Source organism: Bradyrhizobium yuanmingense (assembly GCF_900094575.1).
GTDB lineage: Bacteria > Pseudomonadota > Alphaproteobacteria > Rhizobiales > Xanthobacteraceae > Bradyrhizobium > Bradyrhizobium yuanmingense.
This window is the reverse complement of the sequence record NZ_FMAE01000007.1, coordinates 121,705-142,322: the sequence shown is the minus strand read 5'-3', so window position 1 is coordinate 142,322 and position 20,618 is coordinate 121,705. Positions and strand designations below refer to the sequence as shown.

Here is a 20,618-nt window from a genome sequence, read left to right as displayed (position 1 = left end):
GGGTGCAATCGTGAACGAACATCCGGCGGAGCCGAAAGATTCCGGCAGCGAAGTCACGCGATCACCCGACAGCCCAAGCGCGCAGACGGTGCATAAGCCTGCAGCTGCCGCCGTTGCGGCGCATGCGACCCCTTCGTCAAAGCCGCGGCGGGTTTGACGAGCCTGCGATCCGCGGCTCGACGTGATTGCTCAACGACAAGGAGAAACCAAGATGACAAAGCTGGCTTTGCTCTCCGCTGCCGTATTCATTGCGCTCGGTGCCATGGGCTCGTGGACGCCAGGACAAGCGCAGAATCTGGCATGGTGCAGAAAGTTCAGGGGAACGCTGACCTGTATGTATGACACTCGTGCCCAATGCCGCGCGTCGGTGAGCGGGCGGTCCGGCACCTGCGTCCCCAATCCGCGCCGCTAGATGCCGCAATTGATCGCCGAGGTAGCATCGATCGGGCGGCGCCAGCAATTTCACTTTGCGCCGCCCCTTCGGGACACAGTCTACAGCGTCCAATCTCATTCGGAACATTCCCCACCGGGACCGAGGGTTTTCTCCGATCCCCTGAGGCAGCTCTCGCGCGGTAGCTTCCTCGGGTCCGCTTGCATGCTCCAACGGGAGGTCTTCATGTCAGATCTGGTCGCCATCGTATATCCGTCCGAGGCGAAGGCCGAGGAAGTGCGTCAGCAATTGCTCAGGCTGCAGAAGGAATATCTGATCACGATCAGTGACGCCGTGATCGCCGTAAAGACGGACCAGGGCAGCATCAAGCTCAACCAACTCGTCAACACGACCGCCATGGGCGCGGTGACGGGAAGCTTCTGGGGCCTTTTAATCGGTGTCCTCTTTCTCAATCCGATCCTCGGAGTTGCCGTAGGCGCAGCGTCGGGTGCACTCGGCGGCGTTCTTTCGGACGTCGGAATCGACGATGCCTTTATGAAGAGTCTCTCCGCCAGCCTTCAGCCCGGCAACGCCGCCCTGTTCGTCCTGATCAAGCACATGACCGCCGACAAGGTGATCAAGGAGATCAAGGACGCGGGCGGCGTCGTACTCAAGACCTCCCTCGACGAGACGAAGGAAAAGGCGTTGCGCGATGCCCTCGCCAGCACGGTGGAGCGGCCGGCGGCCTGAGCCGCCGCCCTTCCCTTCTCAACGGCGGCCGCCCGCAAGACGCAGCAGCATCAGGAACAGGTTGAGGAAATTGAGATAGAGCGACAGCGCGGCAAGGACCGACTTTCGCCCCGAAGCGGTTTGGTCATCCGCGCTGTCGTACATCGTCTTGATCCGCTGCGTGTCATAGGCCGTCAAGCCGGCAAACACGCCGACTCCTACGATCGAGATCAGCCAGTCGAGCGCAGTCGACCACAGGAACAGGTTGACGACGCTCGCGAAGATGATCCCAATCAGCCCCATGAACAGGAAGGTACCCAATCCCGAAAGGTCGCGCCGGGTCGTGTAGCCTAAGACGCTGAGCCCGCCGAACATTGCAGCAGCGATGACGAAGACGCGGGTTATCGATGAACTGGTGTAGATGTGTAGTAGGATCGAGAGCGAGATACCGACCAGGGCAGCATAGAGGAAGAACAGCAGGCGCGCAGTTGGCACCGACAATGTCTCGATGCGCGAGCTGAGAAAGAACACCAACCCAAGCGGCGCCAGGATGAAAACCCACATCAGCGGGCTCTGCAGCAGCGCGGGGCCGGTGACCTGATAGGTCAGGCCGGCGGCGACGGCGGTCAGGGCGACACCAGCGGCCATGTAGCCATAGATCCGCAACATGTACTGGCGCAGTCCGGCATCCACGGTGATCCGGCCGCCGACGACGTCTGTCGCCGCCAAGTTCTGATCGAGATTCGACATCGCATCCTCCTGTGCAGCCCCCTAAAGCGCGACCACGCTAGGCTCTGCTTCGACGGAACAACATCGGACAATCACCCGAAGACATCAGGTGAAAACCACTCTTGCCCGAATGGGGACGGCATGGCGCTGATTGCCGATCCGTAAGACTGGAACCTGCTTCGGGGTCGTAAGACTTTTGACTGAGGCACCTTGCGCTTTTGTCACTGGAGACCGGAGGCGCCATGACCTAACCGGAGACATGCGCTTCTTCTTCCATATCACCGATCGATACGGCGTCTCGCCCGACACGATCGGATGCGATCTTAGCGAGCAGGATGCGGCCGTCCTACATGCCAGGCGCCTGGCCGCCGAACTCGCCAAGTCCGGCGAGTTCTTCCGTGGCAGCGTCGTGCTGGTCGCGCGGGATACGTTGCCGACGTCCTGGCACAAGGGCGAGGACGACACCGCCGCTTCCCGTGGCGATATCTGAATCGGCGGCCACCGATTTCCTGCCTCTCTTCCTACAGACAATCCCTGATGTGCGCACGCGGGAGGTGGCTCTAAGGTTCCGGGAGGGAGGCCGCGAATGCAGCCGCCTCGGATCGGAAGGCATCCATCATGGCTGCTTCGACAAGCGAGGCCGATCAGAAGCTTTCGCGCAATGCGCTGATCGCCCTGGTGATCGGGTCGATGGTCGGCTCCGGCATCTTCGCATTGCCGGCTCAGTTCGGGCGCACCACCGGCGCTTTGGGAGCGATCATTGCCTGGATGATTGCTGGCACCGGCATGTTGACTCTGGCCTTCGTGTTCCAATCGCTATCCCGGCGCAAGCCGGAGCTCGATGCGGGCATCTACGCCTATGCCAAAGCCGGTTTCGGTGACTACATCGGCTTTGCGTCCGCCGCCGGCTACTGGATCGGCTGTTGTCTAGCCGACGTCGCCTGCCTCATCCTGATCAAGGCCACGCTCGGCCAATTCTTCCCCGTGTTCGGCGACGGCACCACGCCGGTAGCCATCGCTTCGGCCTCCGTGCTGCTTTGGAGCGTCCATATTCTGGTGCTGCGCGGCATCAAGGGGGCTGCCGCGCTCAACACGGTCACAACTTTCGCGAAGATCATCCCCATCGTGCTGTTCATCGTGGTGGCTGCGGTCGCCCTGAACCGCGGGCTTTTCTCCGACAATTTCTGGGGAACGACCGAGCCCGACGCCGGGCAGGTGTTGAGCCAGGTCCGCAGCACGATGCTGCTCACGGTGTTCGTCTTCGTCGGCATCGAGGGCGCGAGCGTGTATTCGCGTTACGCACGAAGGCGCGACGACATCGGTATCGCGACGGTCACCGGCTTTCTCACCGTTCTCTGCCTTCTCGTGCTCGTGACACTCCTGTCCTACGGCATCCTGCCGCGGAGCGGGCTCGCGGACCTGCCGACACCATCGATGGCAGGCGTGATGGAGGCCATGGTCGGCCGCTGGGGCGGTGTGTTCATCAGTATCGCATTGCTGATCTCGATCCTCGGCAATTACCTGTCATGGTCCCTCCTTGCGGCCGAGATCCTGCACTCAGCGGCCATTCAGCGCACGATGCCGGCCTTTCTGGCGCGCGAGAACGTTCACAGGGTCCCTGTCGGCGCGCTCTGGCTCACCAACTGCGTGATCCAGGCGTTGCTTCTTGTGAGCTGGTTCGCCGAATATGCCTTCACGCTCGCCCTCAAGATGACGAGCGCAATGACACTGGTCCCGTATTTCCTCGTGGCGGCTTACGGCCTGAAGCTCGCATGGACCGGTGAGGCTTATGCTTCCGGCGAGCGCGCCCGCACCAGCGAGGGGATCTTCGCGGCCGTCGCGACGCTCTACGCGGCGGGAATGATCTACGCCGGCGGGGCGAAATTTCTCCTGCTATCCGCGATCCTCTACGCGCCGGGAACGCTGCTGTTCCTGATCGCCAAGCGCGAACGCAAGGAGCGGCTTTTCAGGCCGGTCGAGTCCGTCCTGTTCGGCGCGGTGGCCATCGCCGCGGGGATCGGAATCTACGGCCTGGCTGTCGGAGCCATCGCGATCTGACCGATGTCGCTGACCGCATGGAGGCGAGGATGAAGATGTGGATCAACTATCGTACCCTGTTCCTCACCGCAGTCGTAGCCGCCACTCTGCCGTCAAGCATTTCCCCGGCTCAGCCGAAGGACGATACCGTGGCCGCGCCGAAGCAAACCGGCACGGCCGCCCCGGGCGATGCGAGGCCCAACATCAACACCAACACGAATCCATTCAAGCATCGCTATTGGCGTCATCGCGGCGGCAAGCATCCGCATTTTGGCAGCCGCCGCGTTCGCTCGTGAGGCGTGACCACATGACGGCGGACCGATCGATGAGCGACGCCAGGGTCGGATCCGAGCGGGTCCGCGGCCTCGTTCGGAATGAGAGCCCGATCGACGAGTCGGTCCAACCCGGACGACCGAGCCTGCTTGCGATCGGCCTCACCGTGCTCGTCGTGGCCGTGGCCCTCTTCCTGGTCTGGCAAACGGTGTCGAGTCTCTTGATCGTGTTCGCAGGCGTGCTTTTCGCAGCCTTTCTCGATGCCGCAGCCCGGGCTCTGGCGCCGGTTCTTCCTCTCAGCCGCGTCTGGCGTCTGACGCTCGTTCTCCTGCTGCTGTCGGCGCTGGCAGGCTTCGGGCTGGCCTGGGGGACCGGTAAGCTGCCGGAGCAGACGCGTGTGCTGCTGAAAGTCATGGATGCCCAGGTCGACATCCTGCAAGAGCATTTGTTGTCTTATGGCGTGGATCTGCTCGGCCCGGAATGGGGGCGTGACTTCGCGCAGTGGCTGTTCGCCGACCAGGGTCGGTTCCTCAGCCATGCGCAATTCCTGCTCGGCGGCGCCTCGAGCCTTTTGACCGCCGTGCTCGTGATCTTGTTCCTCGGCATTCTCTTCGCCTTCGATCCCATCAGCTACCGCGACAGCGTGGTCGTGCTGGTCAGGCAATCTTACCGGGCCCGCGCGCGCGAGGTGATGGACGAGATGGGCACCGTGATGCGACTGTGGTTCGTCGGCCAGTTGATCCGCATCATCCTGATGACGCTCTTCGTCTGGCTTGCCCTTTATCTCATCGGCCTGCCTGGCCCATTCGTTCTCGGATTGCAGGCAGGATTGTCGAACTTCATCCCCTATCTTGGGCCAATCGTCGCCGCGATCCCGATCGCGCTCGTTGCGATGCCGCTCGGAGCCTCGCCGCTGATCTGGGCGGTCGCGGTCTACACCATCATCCAGTCGATCGAAGGTTACGTCATCGGCCCGCTGATTCAGCGGCATGCGGTCGAGACCCCGCCAGCCTGGACCCTGGTCGCCATCGTCCTGCTGGGCGCCTTGTTCGGCGTCATGGGCATTGCGCTCGCGATGCCGCTCGTCGCGGTCGGACGGGTGGCGATCATCAGGTTGTATGTCGAGGATTATCTCGGAGACAGGATCGAACCGGCAACGACCGATCCCCCAATCCTGGGTGAGCAGCCATGAGCGAAACGGATGCACAGCAGCGTGAAGACCACGTGCCTCAACAGGCTCGCTCGGGAATGGGGCGTCTTGTCTGGCAGCAGCTTCCGTACGCCGTCGCGCTGCTGCTCGCCATCGCAGGAGTTGCCTATACCAACGTCTCGCACCAGCCGCTGATCGGCTATTGGGAATTCCTGGCGCTGGCGATCGGGGTGGTCTGCGTCATCACCAAATGGCCGGAGATCGAAGGCAGGGAGGGCCAGATTCGTCTGATCTGGACCCAGGCGCTGCACTGGATCGCCGTCCTGATCACGATGAACATCATCCTGGTCTCCGGCGTTCAGCAACTGCTCCCGACGCCGGCAACCGGTCTCGTCCTGCTGACGCTGCTCGCGCTCGGCACATTCCTCGCAGGCATCAGCCTGTTGTCATTGCAGATCGCTTTTCTCGGCCTTGCAATGGGCGCAGCCGTCCCGGCGATCTCGTGGCTGAAGCAATCCATCTTCTTCTTCCTGCTCGGCGCCGTGCTGCTGATCGGGCTGGCCATTTCGTTCTGGCTGCGCCGGGACGGCGGCCCGCCGCGGGCGCCGACCGAAACAAAGCACCACGCGGAGGCTTGAATGCGACAATTGCTATATCTCGCGGCCGTCGGCGCAGTGGCGGTGCTGTTGACGATTCCCTCGCCCGCAGGAGCCGAGAGATTCAGAATAGGCAGGCTGCTATGCTTCTCGGAGCCACGCGTTGGACTGGTGCTCGGATCGACGCAGTCGCTGCGCTGCGTGTTCGATGGGGTGCGCCCTGCCCGCCGCTACATCTACGAGGGACGGATCAGACGCCTCGGCCTTGATCTCGGCGTGACCAGCGCCGGCACGCTGTCCTGGGCCGTTTTCGCAAGGAGTTCGCGGATTGGTGCCGGCACTTTGCGCGGCAGCTATGTGGGCGCGAGTGGCAATTTCGCTCTAGGCCCCGGCCTCGGCGCCAACGTCCTGATTGGCGGCTCGCGCAGGAGCATCATGCTCCAGCCGATCTCGATCGAACGCTCGATCGGGCTCAATCTCGCGGCCGGCGTGACCCATCTGACACTGGGCCCGCGCGGACCGCGATGAGCCGTGTCCGCTCAGGAAAGGTCGCAACAAGTTGGAATGAGAATATTCCCGCCCCTCAACTCCGGGTTTCGTCCGATGTTGGACCTGCTGGTTCAAGTCTAGGATCGAAGGCGTGTCGATCGGAGCGTAAGCACCCAGGAGGTTCGCATGACCGTCTACGACAGCCGCGACGATCTCAACACGCTGGGTGCCCCACCGCTATGGGCTTGCGCTCTCCTCGGAATTGTCCTGATCGCCGCCGGCCTCCTCGCCCTCGGCGATCTCGCCTTCGCCACGATCATCAGTGTCAAGTTCATTGGGCTCACCGCAATCGCTGCCGGCGCCTTCGAGATCGCGCATGCGTTCTGGACAAAGGGTTGGGGCAGTTTCCTGTGGCGGATCATTCTCGGTGCGCTCTACCTCGCATTCGGCCTGATCCTTCTCACCCAGCCGGTGTCGGGTGCACTGATCCTGACCTATTTCCTCGGCGCGCTGCTATTCGCATCCGGCGTCGTTCGATGCGTGCTGAGTTTCGCCTATTGGCGACAGAACGGCTGGATGATGCTGATCTCTGGCGTCTTCGCCATGGCCGCCGGCGTGCTCATCCTGTTTGGCTTCCCGGATATTAGCGTCTGGGCGCTCGGCTTCCTGCTCGGCGTCGACCTGATCTCACATGGCCTCGCATGGCTGCTCTACGCCCTGCAATCGCTGCGATCGACTGCGTGACAGAGGAGGACGACACATGGTTGGTTCCAGCCGCCGAGCCTTCCTAGGCTTTGCAACGAGCGCCCTTGCCGCTGCCGCGCTCGGCGCCACCGGCGTTCGCTTGATCGACGTTGCCGAAGCGCTGCCGATCGATCCAGATCCGCGACGCGCCACCACGTCATCAGAACTGATCAAGACGCAGTGGGGACCGCCTCCGCGACCCGGCTGGGGCCCTCCACCGCGCCGTCGCCGGCACCGGCGCTGGGTCTGCTGGTGGCATCGCGGCCGGCGCCGCTGCGGATGGCGTTGGGTCTAGGCGGGTCTCCGAAGCCTTGCGAGCTGATGGAGGTAACGATGCGCGACAGGAACCAATGGGCGATCGCCGCCTTGCTGGCCGGTCTGCTGGTCGGGGCGAGCTGGTTTTGCGTGTCGGTCTGGCGATCGACGCCGATGCCCCTCTATGGAAACGTCATCCTGACCGGAGCCGTGATTCTCATCCTGATCTTAGGCTGCGGCCTGATCGCGCTGATGTTCTACAGCCATCGCAAAGGTTACGACGAACCAGCCCGCAGCAACAGGACGCAGCGCGAGTAATGCAGTCCGCCAGACGCCGAACGAAGTGACGTCGGCGTTCGGAGCTCTGGAACACGGAGCGGACCATGAACCTTGCTGACGTCGCGACGAGATTACTGGCGGCAGGATTGGTTACGGTCTCGATCGGCGGGACTGTCCGGACCCAGCCGACGCCTTCCACGCCTGCCGTCGGCGTTGTGGAGGCAACGCGCCGGCTGATCACCGAAAGCAACGAGTTCCTCGGCCGAGTTGAGGCGGTCAACCGGGTCAACGTGACGGCCCGTGTCACCGCCGCTCTGGAGCAGCGGCTGTTCAACGAGGGTGCCGAGGTCAAAAAGGGCGACCAGCTCTATCGGCTGGAGCGCGGCCCATTCGAGGCCGATCTCGCAGCCAAGCAGGCGCAGGTGGCGCAACTCGAGGCGATGCTGGAAAACGCCAGGCTGACGACGGAGCGCGCGCACACCCTTCTCGGCGGGCCGGCCGGGCAGCAATCGACCTATGACGCCGCGCTCGCCACCCAGCGCAGCTTACAGGCCCAGGTCCAGGCTGCCCAGGCGCAGGTCCAGGCCTCGCAAATCAATCTCGACTACACCGTCATCAATGCTCCGATCGACGGCAAGATCGGTCGCACGGCGGTAACCGAAGGCAACATCGTCGGGCCCTCCTCCGGCGTGCTGACCACGATCGTCAGCCAGGACCCGATGCACGTCACTTTCCCGGTGCCGCTGCGAGAGGGGCTCGAGCTGCGCGAGCGGTACCTCCCACAAGGCGGTCTCGAGGCGGTGACGATCAGGCTGCGGCTGCCGGACGGCCGTATGTACGGTCAGTCCGGCAGACTGAACTTCGTCGACAACAGCATCGCCCAGAATACCGACACGATCATGGTCCGCGGCGAGATTGCCAACCCGATCTTGCGCGCCCCGTCTGCCGCAGGCGTGACCGCGCACGAGCTGACCGACGGCGAGTTCGTCACCGTTCTGCTCGAAGGCGTCCAGCCGATCGAAGTACTTGCGATCCCACGCGCGGCGGTGTTGTCCGACCAGCGCGGCGACTATGTTCTCGTCGTCGGCAAGGACAATAAGGCAGAGGAGCGGCGCGTTCAGCTCGGACAATCGACCGCAACAATTGCCGCCGTCATCGGCGGGCTTGCTGCCGGCGACAAGGTGATCGCCGAAGGGTTGCAGCGGGTTCGCGCGGGTCAGACCGTCGCTCCGGATGCAGCAAGCGCACTCCTGCGGTCGAGCATGGACGGCGCAGCGAGCGAGGCGCCACCGCGGAGCGGCCGCGGCACTCCGATCCGGCCCCACGCCGCGGACCGCACTCCATGATATCGGGCGTCTTCGTCGATCGTCCGCGCCTTGCGATAGTGATCGCACTTCTCATCACCATTGCCGGCGCGTTGGCACTCACGCAAATTCCCGTGGCGCAATTTCCGGATATCGTGCCGCCGCAGGTGACCGTCTCCACGACCTTCCCAGGCGCGTCCGCCGAGGTCGTGGAAAGCAGCGTCGCCCAGCCTCTCGAAGCGCAGGTGATCGGCGTCGACCGCGCGCTCTACATGAAATCGACAAGCGGCAATGACGGCAGCTACACGCTCACCATTTCGTTCGCGCATGGCACCAATGCCGACATCAACACGGTCAACGTCAATAATCGCGTGCAGAGCGCCCTGTCGCAGTTGCCGACGGAGGTGCAGCAGCAAGGCGTGAGGGTGCAGAAGCGATCCTCGTCGATCCTGCAGTTCCTCGTGCTCTACAGCGCCGACGGCCAGCAGGATCCCCTCTTCATCACCAACTACGCCATCATCAACGCGCTGGACGCGATCGCGAGCACGCCGGGTGTCGGCCAAGCGAACCTGTTCGCAAAGATGAACTATTCGATGCGAATCTGGTTCGATTCGCAGCGGCTCACCAGCCTCAGCTTGACCCCGTCGGACGTGATTGCCGCGATCCGCGCGCAGAGCGTCCAAGCTGCCGTCGGCCGCATCGGCGCGCGGCCGATCAGCGACGATCAGCAGTTCCAATTCAACGTGCAGACCCTCGGCCGACTCGCCAGCGCCGATCAATTCGCAAACATCGTGCTGCGCGCCAATCCCGACGGATCCTCGCTGCTGGTGAAAGACGTCGCGCGCGTCGAGATCGGTGCGCAAAACGTCGACAGCGAGGCGCGGATCGACGGGCGCGCCGCCGTTCCGATCGCAGTCTACCTTGCGCCGGGAGCGAACGCGGTGACCACGGCGCGAGCGGTGGCCGAGACGATGCAACGGCTGTCAACGCGATTTCCGCCTGGACTGAACTATCTCGTCCAATACGATTCCACGAGCTTCGTTCGGGACACGATCGCGGAGGTCTTGCGGACACTGGCCGAAGCCTTCGTCCTCGTGATGCTGGTCGTCTATATCTTCCTCGGTAGTCTCCGTGCGACGGTGATCCCGGCCATCGCAGTACCGGTGAGCCTGATCGGCACGTTCGCAGTTCTGCTCGCGTTCGGCTATTCGGCCAATACGGTATCGCTGCTCGCGATGGTCCTCGCCATCGGCATCGTCGTCGACGATGCCATCGTCGTCGTGGAGAATGTCGAGCGCGTCATGGCGGCGGAACCAAGCCTGGCTCCAGCCGAGGCCACCAAGAAAGCCATGACCCAGATCACCGCGCCGATCATCGCGATCACGCTGGTGCTGCTCTCGGTCTTCGTGCCGATTGCGTTCATTCCCGGCATTTCGGGCACGTTGTTCCGTCAGTTCGCCGTGACGATCAGCGCCGCAATGTTGATTTCGGCGCTGAACGCCCTGACGCTATCCCCTGCACTGTGCGCGCTGCTGATGCGTCACGGCAGACGGCCCCGCGGCATCATCGGCCGTGTACTCGGCGGTATCGACTGGTTGCGCGAGCGCTACGGCAACGGCGTCCGCTACCTCGTGCGCCGGGCCGCCCTCTCGCTGCTGCTGGTTGCGGTATTCGCCGCCGGCATCTTCGGTGTCTCACTGCTAACCCCGACCGGCTTCCTGCCGGAGGAGGACCAGGGCGCCTTCTTCACCTCCGTACAACTGCCCGACGGCGCGTCGGTCGCGCGCACCAGCCAGGTTACGCGCCAGATCGAAGACGTCCTGAAACAGATGCCGGCCGTCGATCACGTGCTCGCGGTGATCGGCTTTTCACTGCTCGATGGCGTCTCCCAATCGAACAGCGCACTGGTGGTGGCGCGGCTCAAGCCATTTTCCGACCGGACGGCGGCCGCAGACTCGGCGCAGGCGCTAATCTCCAGGACATTCGCAGCCGGTGCCCAGGTACGACAAGCCAATGTGCTGCCGTTCAACCTGCCGCCGATCATCGGCCTCTCCACCGGCGGCGGATTCGAGTACCAGCTTCAAGCTCTGGAAGGACAGGGCCCAGCCGCGATCTCCAGCGTGGCAAACGCCCTGATCGGCGCCGCCAACGCCGATTCGCGGCTCACGCGCGTGTTCTCGACCTTCACCGCGACCAATCCGTCGCTCTATCTCGACGTCGACCGCCGCAAGGCCCAAGCGCTGGGGATCGCGGTCAATGACATCTTCATGGCGCTGCAGGCGACGCTCGGCGGCGTCTACGTCAACAACTTCAACCTGTTCGGACGCACCTGGCAGGTCAACGTTCAGGGCGACGCATCCGATCGCGCCCACGTCTCGGATATCTGGCGGATCTACGTGCGCAACAACAAAGGCGAGATGGTGCCGATGCGGGCGCTGGCCGACGTCAGGGTCGTAACCGGGCCGCAGGTCATCACTCGCTACAACAATCATCGTTCCGTGACGGTGAACGGCAGCCCTGCGCCGGGGACCTCTTCGGGCACCGCGCTATCCGCGATGGCGCAGATCTCCGACACCGTGCTGCCGTCCGGCTACGACTTCGCCTGGACCGGCACCGCCTTTCAGGAGCAGGGAGCGGCAGGTCAGACCGGAATCGTGCTCGCGCTGGCCGTGATGTTCGCCTATCTGTTCCTGGTCGCACTTTACGAGAGCACGGTGATCCCGATCCCGGTGCTGCTGTCGGTGGTCGTCGGTGTGCTCGGATCTTATCTCGGCATCATGACTGCGCGCCTCAATCTCGACCTCTATGGCCAGATCGGCCTCGTTGTGCTGATCGCTCTTGCCGCCAAGAACGGCATCCTGATCGTCGAGTTTGCGAGGGAACAGCGGGAGGCGGGTATCCCGATCTGTGAGGCCGCGGTTCAGGGTGCTCATATGCGTTTTCGTGCGGTCATGATGACGTCACTTGCGTTCATCCTCGGCCTTCTGCCGCTGGTCATTGCGACCGGAGCTGCCGCGCTGAGCCGCAGAGCAGTGGGCACCGCTGTCTTCGCTGGTATGCTCGCAGCAAGCTCGATCGGGATCTTCCTGGTGCCGATGCTCTACGTCACCTTCCAGCGCATACGGGAGCGCGCGAAAGGCACAATCAAAAGCGGCTAAGAATGCCCGATCCTAACAAAAACATAGAACGTAACGAAAGAATGTCGTCTGGCTTAGATGAGCTACTTCGATGATTGAGGAGTACGCTGCCGGATTACGAGAGATTATTAGTAAGCTGCGCAGAAAGTTGAACCAAGTTTACCCGGGTAGAGCTTTGATAGAGCGCTATTTCCACAGTTGGCACCCCGATTCCTGCTCCGCCGGTGTACAGAGAATCCCTAATGTACGGGACAGACGGCGTCTCTAAGCTGGCGGACTGGAAGGCTCGGGGATCCCGCTCAATCCGCGGAACGTACTTCTACGCGGGTCCTTTGGTGCAACGGAGCTCACATCAAGCGGAAGCTGGCGCAAGTCGAATGTAACAGCATAGGGACCCGACCTTGCCACGAATATTCTGATGAATGGCTCTCGCCAAATGGTCACGGTCCGATGGTCGTCGGTCGAGCGACTCGGAACGAACTCGTATGCGGCGTGACAACTCCCGCCGGGCTCCGCGCCGCTGGCGAGAGAATACGACATGCTAGGAAGGAACACTGCAAATGCGGATAGCCGAGTGTGCCACGATCATTGTTGCGACGTGCACCTTTCTCACGCCGGCAGAGCCGCAAGAGCGGATTGCAGTCACCGTCTTCGAGAACGTGCGCATCTTTGACGGGAAGAGCCAGACGCTTTCCGTCCCATCGAATGTCGTCATCCGCGGAAACATCATCGAGCGGATCGTGACCGCTCCCATTCCAACCGATCGTCGCGTGGACGCCCGCGTCATACAAGGCGGTGGACGCGTGCTGATGCCCGGGCTCAGCGACATGCATTGGCACGCGATGATGGTCCGTCCGACACCCGCGCAGATGCTGTCGAGCGACCTCGGATATACGACGCTGCTGGCGAGCGCGGAAGCGACAGCGACACTGATGCGCGGATTCACGACAGTCAGGGACATGGGCGGCCCCACCTTCTCACTCAAACGCGCGATCGATGAAGGTCTCGTCCCGGGTCCTCGCATCTATCCATCGGGAGCCGTCATCACGGTCACCGGCGGCCATGGAGACTTCCGCGAGCTTTGGGAGCTGCCGCAAAGTCAGGGCGGAACAAGCCGCGTCGAACAGCTCGGCGGAAGCATCATCGCGGATGATCCCGACGAGGTCCGCAAGCGCGTGCGCGAACAGCTCATGCAGGGCGCGTCCCAGGTCAAGCTGACGGCAGGGGGAGGCGTCGCCTCGCCTTTCAGCCCACTTGATGTGACCACATTCAGCGAAGCGGACTTGCGCGCGGCCGTCGAAACCGCCACCGATTGGGGGACGTATGTTGCAACACACGCATATACACCGAGCGCAATTCGACGTTCCATCGCCGCGGGCGTCAAAGTGATCGAGCATGGTCATCTCATGGATGAACCGACTGCACGCCTCATCGCCGAGAAGCAAATCTGGCTGAGCACTCAGCCGTTCGTAGACCTCGGCGGCGCAGCCATGCTCCCGCCCGCCCAACAGGCGCAGATGCGCCAGGTTGTTGCGGGAACGGACACCGTGTACGGGCTCGTCAAGAAGTTTGGGATCAAGACCGCCTTTGGAACAGATATCCTCTTCTCGAAGCCACTGGCCGAGCATCAGGGTCAGGGCATCGTAGACCTCACGCGGTGGTTCACGCCGGCGGAAGCGCTGACGATGGCGACCTCAACCAATGGAGAGCTGCTCGCGCTTTCCGGAGCGCGGAATCCTTATCCCGGCAGGATCGGAGTGGTCGAGGAAGGCGCATTGGCCGATCTCCTGCTCGTCGATGGCAATCCGCTGGAAGACATTCGCCTCATCGAGGACCCCGCAAATAAGCTTGTCGTCATCATGAAGGACGGGATCATCTACAAAGACACCAATCCCAAGTGACCTATTCTCACGGCTGCGCCTGTGACCGATAGTGATGGCCTGTCACCCTGCCTGACGGACGTCAAACCGGATATTTCGACAACCAGCGCAGACCTTTCGCTTGGGTAAGCCGAGATGTGATGGACTCCAAGGGCCTGACCGACTTCATGAGCTCCGAGTCCACGAAGTGGGCCGGGATCATCAAGAAGATCGGCATCGAGCCGATGTAGCGATGCTTGGCGAAGACCTTTCGTTCCAATCCGCTTGGCGCCTCCAACCTGACCGCATCATGATCTAGATGCTGCGCGGTTGCGGTCCTCTGCATGCCGGCCTCGCAATATGCAACGGGCACTGTCGTTGCCATCGATGGCGGCTTTCTGGCAGGATAGTCAGCCGTCTCCGATCGGCCGCAGATCGTGCCAGAGTTGAAGATGCGGAAGCTCGACAAGGATGCGGTGCGTGGTCCTCTCGCCGCCCTAGGAGTGAGCAGGCCCGGACGGCGCCACATCCAAGCGGACCGCGATCCCGTCCAGATCCGGGGTCGGCGCTGGATAATGCATCATGACGAGCGGATCGTGACCTGGAACGATGTGGTCCGCATCCGGCGCTGCGGCGCGCAGTTTGTCGAACCCCGCCAGCATGTCGCCGACATGAAACGCCGTCGTAAAAGGACGCTCGCTGGTCAGGTTTTCGTAGAAATGACTGACGTCGGAAGCGAGCACGACCGGACCGCGGCGCGTGTTGACCCGGACGAATTGAAGCCCGGCGGAATGTCCGCCCGCCGCATGGACCGTTAGCCCGGGAGCGATCTCAGCATCGCCATCGTAGAACAGGACTCGGCGCGCATAGTTCAGCCGCACGATGCCGCAGACGTCCTCGACCTCGAAAGAATGCGACAACCTCGGATATTGCATGTAGCGGCCGGTGGCGTAGGCAAGCTCGCGCTCCTGGAGATGAAATCGCGCGTTCGGAAAGCGGTCGAAATTGCCGGCATGGTCGTAGTGCAGATGTGTGAGGATCACGTCCTCGATTTCGGCCGGCTCGATATCGAACGCCACAAGAGTCTCCACCGGGCAGCGCAAGAATGTCCGCCTGCGCTGCTTCGCAATTTCGGCGTTGAATCCGGTATCGATGACGAAGGTGCGCCCACCTCCCCGCGCCAGCCACATGAAATAGTCCATCGGCATCGGCCCGTCATGCGGATCGCCGCCGATGAAGTGGTCGCTCCGCTGCGCATCCCGCGTTGCGTAGCGGATGGCGAAGAGTTCGTAGATCGGGTCAGCCATGGATTTGCTCAGGAGCCGGCCGCGTCGACCTCGTTGAAGGCCTCGCGTGCGTTGCGGAAGGCGTCGATGCCGGCGGGCACGCCGCAATAGACCGCGACCTGGAGCAGGATCTCCTTGATCTCCTCCTTGGTCAGCCCGTTCTTCAACGCACCCTTCACGTGCAGCTTCAGCTCGTGCGGCCGGTTCAGTGCGCCGAGCATCGCCAAATTGACGATCGAGCGCGTGCGACGGTCGACGCCGGGCCGCGTCCACAGCGCGCCCCAGCAGAATTCGGTGGACCATTCCGCCATCGTGCGCGTGAACTCGTCGGCACCGGCGATCGATTTGTTGACGTAGTCCTCGCCGAGCACCTCCTTGCGGACTTTGAGGCCCTTTTCGAACAGTTCGGTCTTGGTCATGATCGTCCCTTTCACGTCTTGCGAGAGTCTAGATGGAAGTTGTTCGGCGCATCGCCGAGGGCGGCCGCAACGATCGCAGCAGTTCGGCGACGTCAGCCACCGCATCGAGACGCCAGACGGCGTCGATAACACCGTCCGCGTCCCAATTGCTCTGGCCCGTTCGCACGCTTTCGCGCAGCTTGGCCTCGAGATCGCGATCTTCAAGCGGCGCTGCCCGGCTGCCGCGCGGCGAGATGACGGTCTCGGTGAAAACCTCGCCGGACGACAGGCGCACGGTCACGCGTGCCGCACCATCCGGCATCCCGTCATCCCACTCCGCCCTCACCTTCTGCCGCAGCTGCACAATATCGGGCCGGACGACCGTCTCGCGTGCAAACTCGGCAACGCCGGCTCTGCCGAGCAGCAATCCGCACGCCACGCAATGATGGATGCTGACGCGCGCATCGCGCTCGTTGTTGACGGGGCGGTCGCCGCGCGCAAGCAGCAGCGTCGAGCCTTGAACGGTCACGGTGTCAATCTGGTCGAATCGCCGACCGATCCGCTCCCGCAACTGAAGGCAGGCATCAATGACCGCATGAAAAACGATGCCGGCGGGATAGGGCTTGTAGGTGTTCTTGGCGATCTCAAAGGTCTTGCCGAGACCATCAAGCAAGCGGGCAATATCCGGCTCGTCACCCATGGTGCGTGCCCAACCGAGCGGGCCTTCAATGGCGTGGGGGGCTGCCTCATAACCCTGCTCTGCAAGCAGCGCCGCAAACAAACCGTTGCGCGCCGCGTTACCGACGCTGACATTCTTCGCGGCACTGGGCAGGTTCTCGACATTGCCTGCCGACTGGCTCGCCGCGAGCCCGATGGCATTCGCAATGCCCTCCGCGGGCAGACCCAATAGTTTCGCGCAAGCCGCCGCGGCGCCAAAGATCCCGCAGGTCGAAGTGATGTGCCAGCCGCGCGCATAATGGCGCGGCGAAACGGCGGCGCCGATGCGGCATTCGACGTCCACACCGAGGATGAACGCCGTCAACAATTCGCGTCCAGACAGTTTATGCGTCTCGGCGAGTGCGAGGACTGGAGCTGCGACCGGGGCTGCCGGATGAATGATCGTCTCGGGATGGGTGTCATCGAAATCGAGCAGATTGGCCGAGATGGCGTTGAGAAACGATGCGCACATCGCGTCCATCGGCTGCGAATGACCGATGACCGTCGCGGTCGCGGCGCCGCTGAACGGCGACAGGGTTCGCGTCGCCGCCATCACCACCGGATCGCGTGCGGAGCCGAGTGCCGTGGCGAAGAAATTCAGTATCGAGCGTCGCGCCTCGCCGCTCTGCGCCTCCACGTCCGCCCACGATGTCGCCGCGACGAAATCGGCGAGCGTCCTGCTCACGCTGGGAATCGGGTCTTGCGGCACGCGGGGCGTCTTCCTCGTTTTTCGGACCTTATGCCGATCCGCGGCAAACTGTCGACCCCAAATGTTATGCTTGACAGCTTGTCTGACAATCATAACAATCCGGCACGCTGGCACGGGAACCCGCCGCCGCAACGACGGCGGTCGTCAGGGCCGGCCGGCGAACTGACAACGACAAGATCAAGACGGCGCGCCCCGCGTGGGATCGCGCGATAGGGAGTGAACGATGGCGGGAGAGACGCTCGGTGTGATCGGAACGGGCCGCATGGGCGGCCCCATGGCGGGGCGGTTGATGGACGCGGGCTATTCGCTCGTCGTCTACGACACGCAGGCCGACGCGACGCAGCCGCTGGTCAAGCGCGGCGCCTTGGTCGGCAAGTCGCCGGCCGACGTCGCCTCGCGCGCCGACATCGTGCTCGCCAGTCTGCCGACGCCCGACATCGTCAAGGCCGTCACTCTCGGCGAGGACGGCATCAGCAGCGGCAACCGCGCCAAGATCGTCGTTGATCTCTCGACCTCTGGTCCCGGCGCGGCGAAGCTCGTTGCGGAAGGGCTGAAAGCCAAAGGCATGACGCTGGTCGATGCGCCCGTCAGCGGCGGCATCAAGGGCGCCGTGAACGGCACGCTCGCCGTTATGGTATCGTGCCCGCAAGCGACTTACGACATCGTGCAGCCGATCCTGAAGAATTTCGGCAAGCTGTTCTACACCGGCGACAAGCCCGGCGTGGCGCAGACCGCCAAGCTAGCCAACAATCTGATGGCGGCGGCGGCGCTGGTGATCACGTCGGAAGCGGTCGCCATGGGCGTCAAGGGCGGCGTCAACGCCAAGGTGCTGATCGATATCATCAACGCCAGCAGCGGCCGCAACAGCGCCTCCGAAGACAAATTTCCCCGTTCGGTGCTGCCGGGCACGTTCGATTTCGGATTCGCCACCGGCCTTTCCTACAAGGACGTCCGTCTCTGCGTGGACGAGGCCGAGGCCATGGGCGTGCCGATGGTCTGCGGCGCAGTGGTACGGCAGATGCTGGCGATCACCAACGCCAAATACGGCCCGTCATCCGATTTCACCTCGATCGCCAAGGTGCTCGAGGAGTGGGCCGGGGTCGAGATGCGCGGCTGAGCGCAAGAGCCTTTGGGAGAAACACTTGCGATGACGAACAGCCCGACCGGATCAGGCAAGGTATCGCTCGCGCGCCAGATGGCGCGGAGCGCACTTGCCGTTGATCTCGGAGATTTCGGGCCTGAAGTGGTCGCCAAGGCCAAGCTCTGCCTGCTCGACTTCCTGTCCTGCGCCTTCGAGGCGGGCCATCATCCCTGGAGTCGTCAGGCAATCGCGATCGCACAAGGTGGCGGCAGCGCAACCATCGTCGGAATGTCGCGACTCTCCTTGCCGGCCGATGCCGCCTTCGCCAATGCCGTGATGGGGCACGGACTCGTGCGGGAAGACATGCATGCCGCCAGCATTGCGCACCACGGCGTGGTGATCTGGCCCACATTGCTCGCGCTGTCTGAACAGTCGCAGCCGCACGGCTCAAGGCTGCTCGCAGCCGCGATCATCGGCTATGAGACCGGCGCGCGGATCGGCCGCGCGTTGCTGACCTCCGATCTCGCCCGGCTCTATCGTCCGACCGGCCTCGTGGCCCCTCTGGGCGCGGCGCTCGCCGGAAGTTTCGCGCTCAACCTGTCCGAAGACGCAGCGACCAGCGCCATCGCGATCGCAGCCAACACGTCCAGCGGTCTCAACGAGTGGCCGCATGCAGGCGGCTCCGACATGTATTTTCATCCGGGCTTCGCCGCCAGCAATGCGATCAAGGCAATCGGCCTCGCCGCAGCCGGCGCTTTCGGCTCCGAAACGATCCTCGAAGGCGAAGCGGGCCTGTTCGCCGCCTATGGTCGCCGGGCCGCGCCCGACAGCATCGCGCTGTTCCCGAATGGCGAATGCGAGATCATGGCGGTCTACAACAAGCCGGTCCCGGCCTGCAATTTCGCGCAGACCGCCGCGCAAGCGGCCCTTCGCGTCTCGCACGAACTCGCCGGCACCGAGGAGATCGACCGCGTCGTCGTTCGCGCTCCCGATGCCGCCGTGCGCTATCCTGGGTGCGCCTCCACCGGCCCGTATCGGAACGCGCTCCAGGCCAAGATGAGCATTCCCTTCAGCGTCGCGGCCACCCTCGTGAGGGGCGAGATCGAGGAAGGCAACTACGCCGAACTCGATGATGTCGATATCATCCGCCTGGTTGCGATCACGAAGCTTGAGCCGGATGTCGGCTTCACCACCGCGTTCCCCGACAAGCAGGGCGCGGATGTGACCGTGCATCTGCAGAGCGGCCGGACGATCCGGCACGCGCTACCCGACGTCATCGCCGCAACGCCTTCAGATATTCGCACGCGCTTTCGCACGGCCGCTCAGGGAGTCCTCGGTGAGGACCGCGCGTGCCGGTTGGAGCAACTCATCGAGAGCTGCGAACGGCTCGGCAACGCCGGCGATATCGCAGCACTATGCCGCCTGGACACGGCGGAACGGGTTTTACGATCGGCATCATAAGAAGTGCCGGAGAGTACGGGGGAAACATGGTCGACTTCGAGACCCGCTTAGGTTCGTCAGCCGCGCGGAGGCGAAGCTGATGGAAGGATTTCTGCAAGCGCTCGCCGCGGGCCTTCTGATCGGCGCCGTCTACGGCCTGATGTGCGTCGGGCTCGGCCTGATCTTCGGCGTCATGCGCGTCATCAACTTCGCCCATGGCGATTTCATGATGCTCGGCATGTACACTGCCTTCTATCTGTTCACCGCCGCCGGCGTTCAGTCGTTCTTCGGCAATGCGGTCGGACCGTTCGTCTCCATCCTGCTGGCCGGCCCCGTGCTTGCCGTATTCGGCTACTTCGTCCACCGGGCACTGATCTCGCACGTCTCCGGGACGCGCACCGCCTCGCTCGAAGGCGAGGGACACTACGCCCAGCTGATCCTCACGCTGGGCATCGCGCTGATCCTGCAGAACGGCGGCCTCATCGTGTTCGGCTCGGTGCTGGCCTCGATCCGCACGCCGCTGTCGAGCTCGGCCTGGGAGCTCGGCCCCTTCTTCGACATGAGCATCTTTCTCAACAAGGCCCGCAGCATCGACATGATCGTTTCGCTGATCATGATGATCCTGCTTTCGCTGCTGATCACGCGCACGCGGATCGGCAAATCGCTTCGCGCCGCCGCGGATAATCCGACCGCCGCGACCTATATGGGCATCGACGTCGATCGCGCGCACCGAACCGCCTTCGCGCTCGGCTGCGGCATCACGGCGATCGCCGGCGGCCTCCTCGCTACGAACTATCCGTTCCACCCGTTCGTCGGCCTCGAATACGTCATCGTCATGTATGCGGGCGTCGTGCTCGGCGGCATGGGCAGCATCATCGGCGCGTTCTGGGGCGGCATGACGATCGGGCTCGTGCAGCAGATGTCGACGCTGATCCTGCCGACGCAGCTGCAGAACGCCGCGATCTTCGCCGTCTTCCTCCTCATCATCTTCTTCCGACCGCAAGGCTTCTTCGGGCGAATGGTGGAGAGGACGTGA

21 protein-coding genes are annotated in these 20,618 nt (G+C 63.3%); 17 read left to right on the top strand and 4 right to left on the bottom strand.

The features are described 5' to 3' along the window. Positions 1–211 precede the first annotated feature (211 nt). The gene (locus tag GA0061099_RS43145) at positions 212–412 is read left to right on the top strand and encodes a DUF3551 domain-containing protein (protein ID WP_074448101.1); all 201 of its coding nucleotides are present in this window, start codon (positions 212–214) and stop codon (positions 410–412) included. Between the two features lie 204 nt (positions 413–616). Further along, complete coding sequence (locus tag GA0061099_RS25265) at positions 617–1,120, top strand: DUF1269 domain-containing protein (RefSeq protein ID WP_036026658.1); 504 nt, start codon at positions 617–619, stop codon at positions 1,118–1,120. 18 nt (positions 1,121–1,138) lie between these two features. Here the strand turns inward: GA0061099_RS25265 and GA0061099_RS25260 are convergent, their stop codons facing one another. Then, positions 1,139–1,849 (bottom strand): Bax inhibitor-1/YccA family protein, encoded by a 711-nt coding sequence (locus tag GA0061099_RS25260; RefSeq protein WP_036026641.1) that lies wholly within the window; start codon positions 1,847–1,849, stop codon positions 1,139–1,141. Positions 1,850–2,087: 238 nt separating this feature from the next. Between GA0061099_RS25260 and GA0061099_RS25255 the strand changes: the two genes are divergently transcribed. The 12 genes from GA0061099_RS25255 (at position 2,088) to GA0061099_RS25205 (ending at position 13,993) form a co-directional block, all read left to right on the top strand. Beyond that, entirely contained in the window at positions 2,088–2,318 is a 231-nt protein-coding gene (locus GA0061099_RS25255) for a DUF6894 family protein (RefSeq protein WP_036026643.1), read from the top strand. A gap of 128 nt (positions 2,319–2,446) precedes the next feature. Then, positions 2,447–3,886, top strand: coding sequence for a basic amino acid/polyamine antiporter (locus GA0061099_RS25250; RefSeq protein ID WP_036026644.1), 1,440 nt, complete (start codon positions 2,447–2,449; stop codon positions 3,884–3,886). Positions 3,887–3,915: 29 nt separating this feature from the next. Further along, positions 3,916–4,161, top strand: a complete 246-nt coding sequence (locus GA0061099_RS25245) for a hypothetical protein (RefSeq protein WP_036026659.1) — start codon at positions 3,916–3,918, stop codon at positions 4,159–4,161. A gap of 29 nt (positions 4,162–4,190) precedes the next feature. Next, entirely contained in the window at positions 4,191–5,330 is a 1,140-nt protein-coding gene (locus GA0061099_RS25240) for an AI-2E family transporter (RefSeq protein WP_036026660.1), read from the top strand. Continuing rightward, entirely contained in the window at positions 5,327–5,926 is a 600-nt protein-coding gene (locus GA0061099_RS25235; protein WP_036026646.1) for a hypothetical protein, read from the top strand. The genes GA0061099_RS25240 and GA0061099_RS25235 overlap by 4 nt, the downstream gene beginning before the upstream one ends. After that, a complete protein-coding gene (locus tag GA0061099_RS25230) occupies positions 5,927–6,412 on the top strand; it encodes a DUF992 domain-containing protein (protein WP_036026648.1) in 486 nt (161 codons plus the stop codon). Between the two features lie 147 nt (positions 6,413–6,559). Beyond that, on the top strand, positions 6,560–7,117 hold the full coding sequence (locus tag GA0061099_RS25225; RefSeq protein WP_036026649.1) for an HdeD family acid-resistance protein: 558 nt from the start codon (positions 6,560–6,562) through the stop codon (positions 7,115–7,117). Further along, positions 7,065–7,412 (top strand): twin-arginine translocation signal domain-containing protein, encoded by a 348-nt coding sequence (locus GA0061099_RS43140; RefSeq protein WP_141697667.1) that lies wholly within the window; start codon positions 7,065–7,067, stop codon positions 7,410–7,412. The genes GA0061099_RS25225 and GA0061099_RS43140 overlap by 53 nt, the downstream gene beginning before the upstream one ends. Before the next feature lie 38 nt (positions 7,413–7,450). Further along, a complete protein-coding gene (locus GA0061099_RS25220) occupies positions 7,451–7,690 on the top strand; it encodes a hypothetical protein (protein WP_063822473.1) in 240 nt (79 codons plus the stop codon). 65 nt (positions 7,691–7,755) lie between these two features. After that, entirely contained in the window at positions 7,756–8,997 is a 1,242-nt protein-coding gene (locus GA0061099_RS25215; protein ID WP_074448100.1) for an efflux RND transporter periplasmic adaptor subunit, read from the top strand. Continuing rightward, positions 8,994–12,113 (top strand): efflux RND transporter permease subunit, encoded by a 3,120-nt coding sequence (locus GA0061099_RS25210; RefSeq protein WP_036026666.1) that lies wholly within the window; start codon positions 8,994–8,996, stop codon positions 12,111–12,113. The genes GA0061099_RS25215 and GA0061099_RS25210 overlap by 4 nt, the downstream gene beginning before the upstream one ends. 539 nt (positions 12,114–12,652) lie before the next feature. After that, positions 12,653–13,993, top strand: a complete 1,341-nt coding sequence (locus GA0061099_RS25205) for a metal-dependent hydrolase family protein (RefSeq protein WP_036026667.1) — start codon at positions 12,653–12,655, stop codon at positions 13,991–13,993. Between the two features lie 455 nt (positions 13,994–14,448). On the opposite strand, the gene GA0061099_RS25200 is transcribed toward GA0061099_RS25205, so the two are convergent. Genes GA0061099_RS25200 through GA0061099_RS25190 form a run of 3 tightly spaced genes read right to left on the bottom strand, consistent with a single transcriptional unit; the run spans position 14,449 to position 17,037 of the window. Further along, positions 14,449–15,258 carry an N-acyl homoserine lactonase family protein gene (locus GA0061099_RS25200; protein ID WP_036026668.1) on the bottom strand — a complete coding sequence of 270 codons (810 nt, stop codon included), beginning with the start codon at positions 15,256–15,258 and terminating at the stop codon, positions 14,449–14,451. An 8-nt stretch (positions 15,259–15,266) separates the two neighbouring features. Beyond that, positions 15,267–15,656: a carboxymuconolactone decarboxylase family protein gene (locus GA0061099_RS25195; RefSeq protein WP_036011521.1), complete on the bottom strand. Its 390-nt coding sequence runs from the start codon at positions 15,654–15,656 to the stop codon at positions 15,267–15,269. A 28-nt stretch (positions 15,657–15,684) separates the two neighbouring features. After that, positions 15,685–17,037, bottom strand: a complete 1,353-nt coding sequence (locus tag GA0061099_RS25190; RefSeq protein ID WP_244429352.1) for an MmgE/PrpD family protein — start codon at positions 17,035–17,037, stop codon at positions 15,685–15,687. A 247-nt stretch (positions 17,038–17,284) separates the two neighbouring features. Between GA0061099_RS25190 and GA0061099_RS25185 the strand changes: the two genes are divergently transcribed. From GA0061099_RS25185 to GA0061099_RS25175, 3 genes are all read left to right on the top strand, one after another. Beyond that, positions 17,285–18,178 carry an NAD(P)-dependent oxidoreductase gene (locus tag GA0061099_RS25185; RefSeq protein WP_036026673.1) on the top strand — a complete coding sequence of 298 codons (894 nt, stop codon included), beginning with the start codon at positions 17,285–17,287 and terminating at the stop codon, positions 18,176–18,178. Between the two features lie 30 nt (positions 18,179–18,208). Beyond that, entirely contained in the window at positions 18,209–19,603 is a 1,395-nt protein-coding gene (locus GA0061099_RS25180) for an MmgE/PrpD family protein (RefSeq protein WP_036026674.1), read from the top strand. A 79-nt stretch (positions 19,604–19,682) separates the two neighbouring features. Continuing rightward, entirely contained in the window at positions 19,683–20,618 is a 936-nt protein-coding gene (locus tag GA0061099_RS25175; RefSeq protein WP_036011532.1) for a branched-chain amino acid ABC transporter permease, read from the top strand.

Excerpts from the sequence above, each read along its gene's own strand:
- GA0061099_RS43145 (WP_074448101.1), top strand. The coding sequence starts at position 212 with ATGACAAAGCTGGCTTTGCTCTCCGCTGCCGTATTCATTGCGCTCGGT.
- GA0061099_RS25265 (WP_036026658.1), top strand. The coding sequence starts at position 617 with ATGTCAGATCTGGTCGCCATCGTATATCCGTCCGAGGCGAAGGCCGAG.
- GA0061099_RS25260 (WP_036026641.1), bottom strand. The coding sequence starts at position 1,849 with ATGTCGAATCTCGATCAGAACTTGGCGGCGACAGACGTCGTCGGCGGC.
- GA0061099_RS25255 (WP_036026643.1), top strand. The coding sequence starts at position 2,088 with ATGCGCTTCTTCTTCCATATCACCGATCGATACGGCGTCTCGCCCGAC.
- GA0061099_RS25250 (WP_036026644.1), top strand. The coding sequence starts at position 2,447 with ATGGCTGCTTCGACAAGCGAGGCCGATCAGAAGCTTTCGCGCAATGCG.
- GA0061099_RS25245 (WP_036026659.1), top strand. The coding sequence starts at position 3,916 with ATGAAGATGTGGATCAACTATCGTACCCTGTTCCTCACCGCAGTCGTA.
- GA0061099_RS25240 (WP_036026660.1), top strand. The coding sequence starts at position 4,191 with ATGAGCGACGCCAGGGTCGGATCCGAGCGGGTCCGCGGCCTCGTTCGG.
- GA0061099_RS25235 (WP_036026646.1), top strand. The coding sequence starts at position 5,327 with ATGAGCGAAACGGATGCACAGCAGCGTGAAGACCACGTGCCTCAACAG.
- GA0061099_RS25230 (WP_036026648.1), top strand. The coding sequence starts at position 5,927 with ATGCGACAATTGCTATATCTCGCGGCCGTCGGCGCAGTGGCGGTGCTG.
- GA0061099_RS25225 (WP_036026649.1), top strand. The coding sequence starts at position 6,560 with ATGACCGTCTACGACAGCCGCGACGATCTCAACACGCTGGGTGCCCCA.
- GA0061099_RS43140 (WP_141697667.1), top strand. The coding sequence starts at position 7,065 with ATGGCCTCGCATGGCTGCTCTACGCCCTGCAATCGCTGCGATCGACTG.
- GA0061099_RS25220 (WP_063822473.1), top strand. The coding sequence starts at position 7,451 with ATGCGCGACAGGAACCAATGGGCGATCGCCGCCTTGCTGGCCGGTCTG.
- GA0061099_RS25215 (WP_074448100.1), top strand. The coding sequence starts at position 7,756 with ATGAACCTTGCTGACGTCGCGACGAGATTACTGGCGGCAGGATTGGTT.
- GA0061099_RS25210 (WP_036026666.1), top strand. The coding sequence starts at position 8,994 with ATGATATCGGGCGTCTTCGTCGATCGTCCGCGCCTTGCGATAGTGATC.
- GA0061099_RS25205 (WP_036026667.1), top strand. The coding sequence starts at position 12,653 with ATGCGGATAGCCGAGTGTGCCACGATCATTGTTGCGACGTGCACCTTT.
- GA0061099_RS25200 (WP_036026668.1), bottom strand. The coding sequence starts at position 15,258 with ATGGCTGACCCGATCTACGAACTCTTCGCCATCCGCTACGCAACGCGG.
- GA0061099_RS25195 (WP_036011521.1), bottom strand. The coding sequence starts at position 15,656 with ATGACCAAGACCGAACTGTTCGAAAAGGGCCTCAAAGTCCGCAAGGAG.
- GA0061099_RS25185 (WP_036026673.1), top strand. The coding sequence starts at position 17,285 with ATGGCGGGAGAGACGCTCGGTGTGATCGGAACGGGCCGCATGGGCGGC.
- GA0061099_RS25180 (WP_036026674.1), top strand. The coding sequence starts at position 18,209 with ATGACGAACAGCCCGACCGGATCAGGCAAGGTATCGCTCGCGCGCCAG.
- GA0061099_RS25175 (WP_036011532.1), top strand. The coding sequence starts at position 19,683 with ATGGAAGGATTTCTGCAAGCGCTCGCCGCGGGCCTTCTGATCGGCGCC.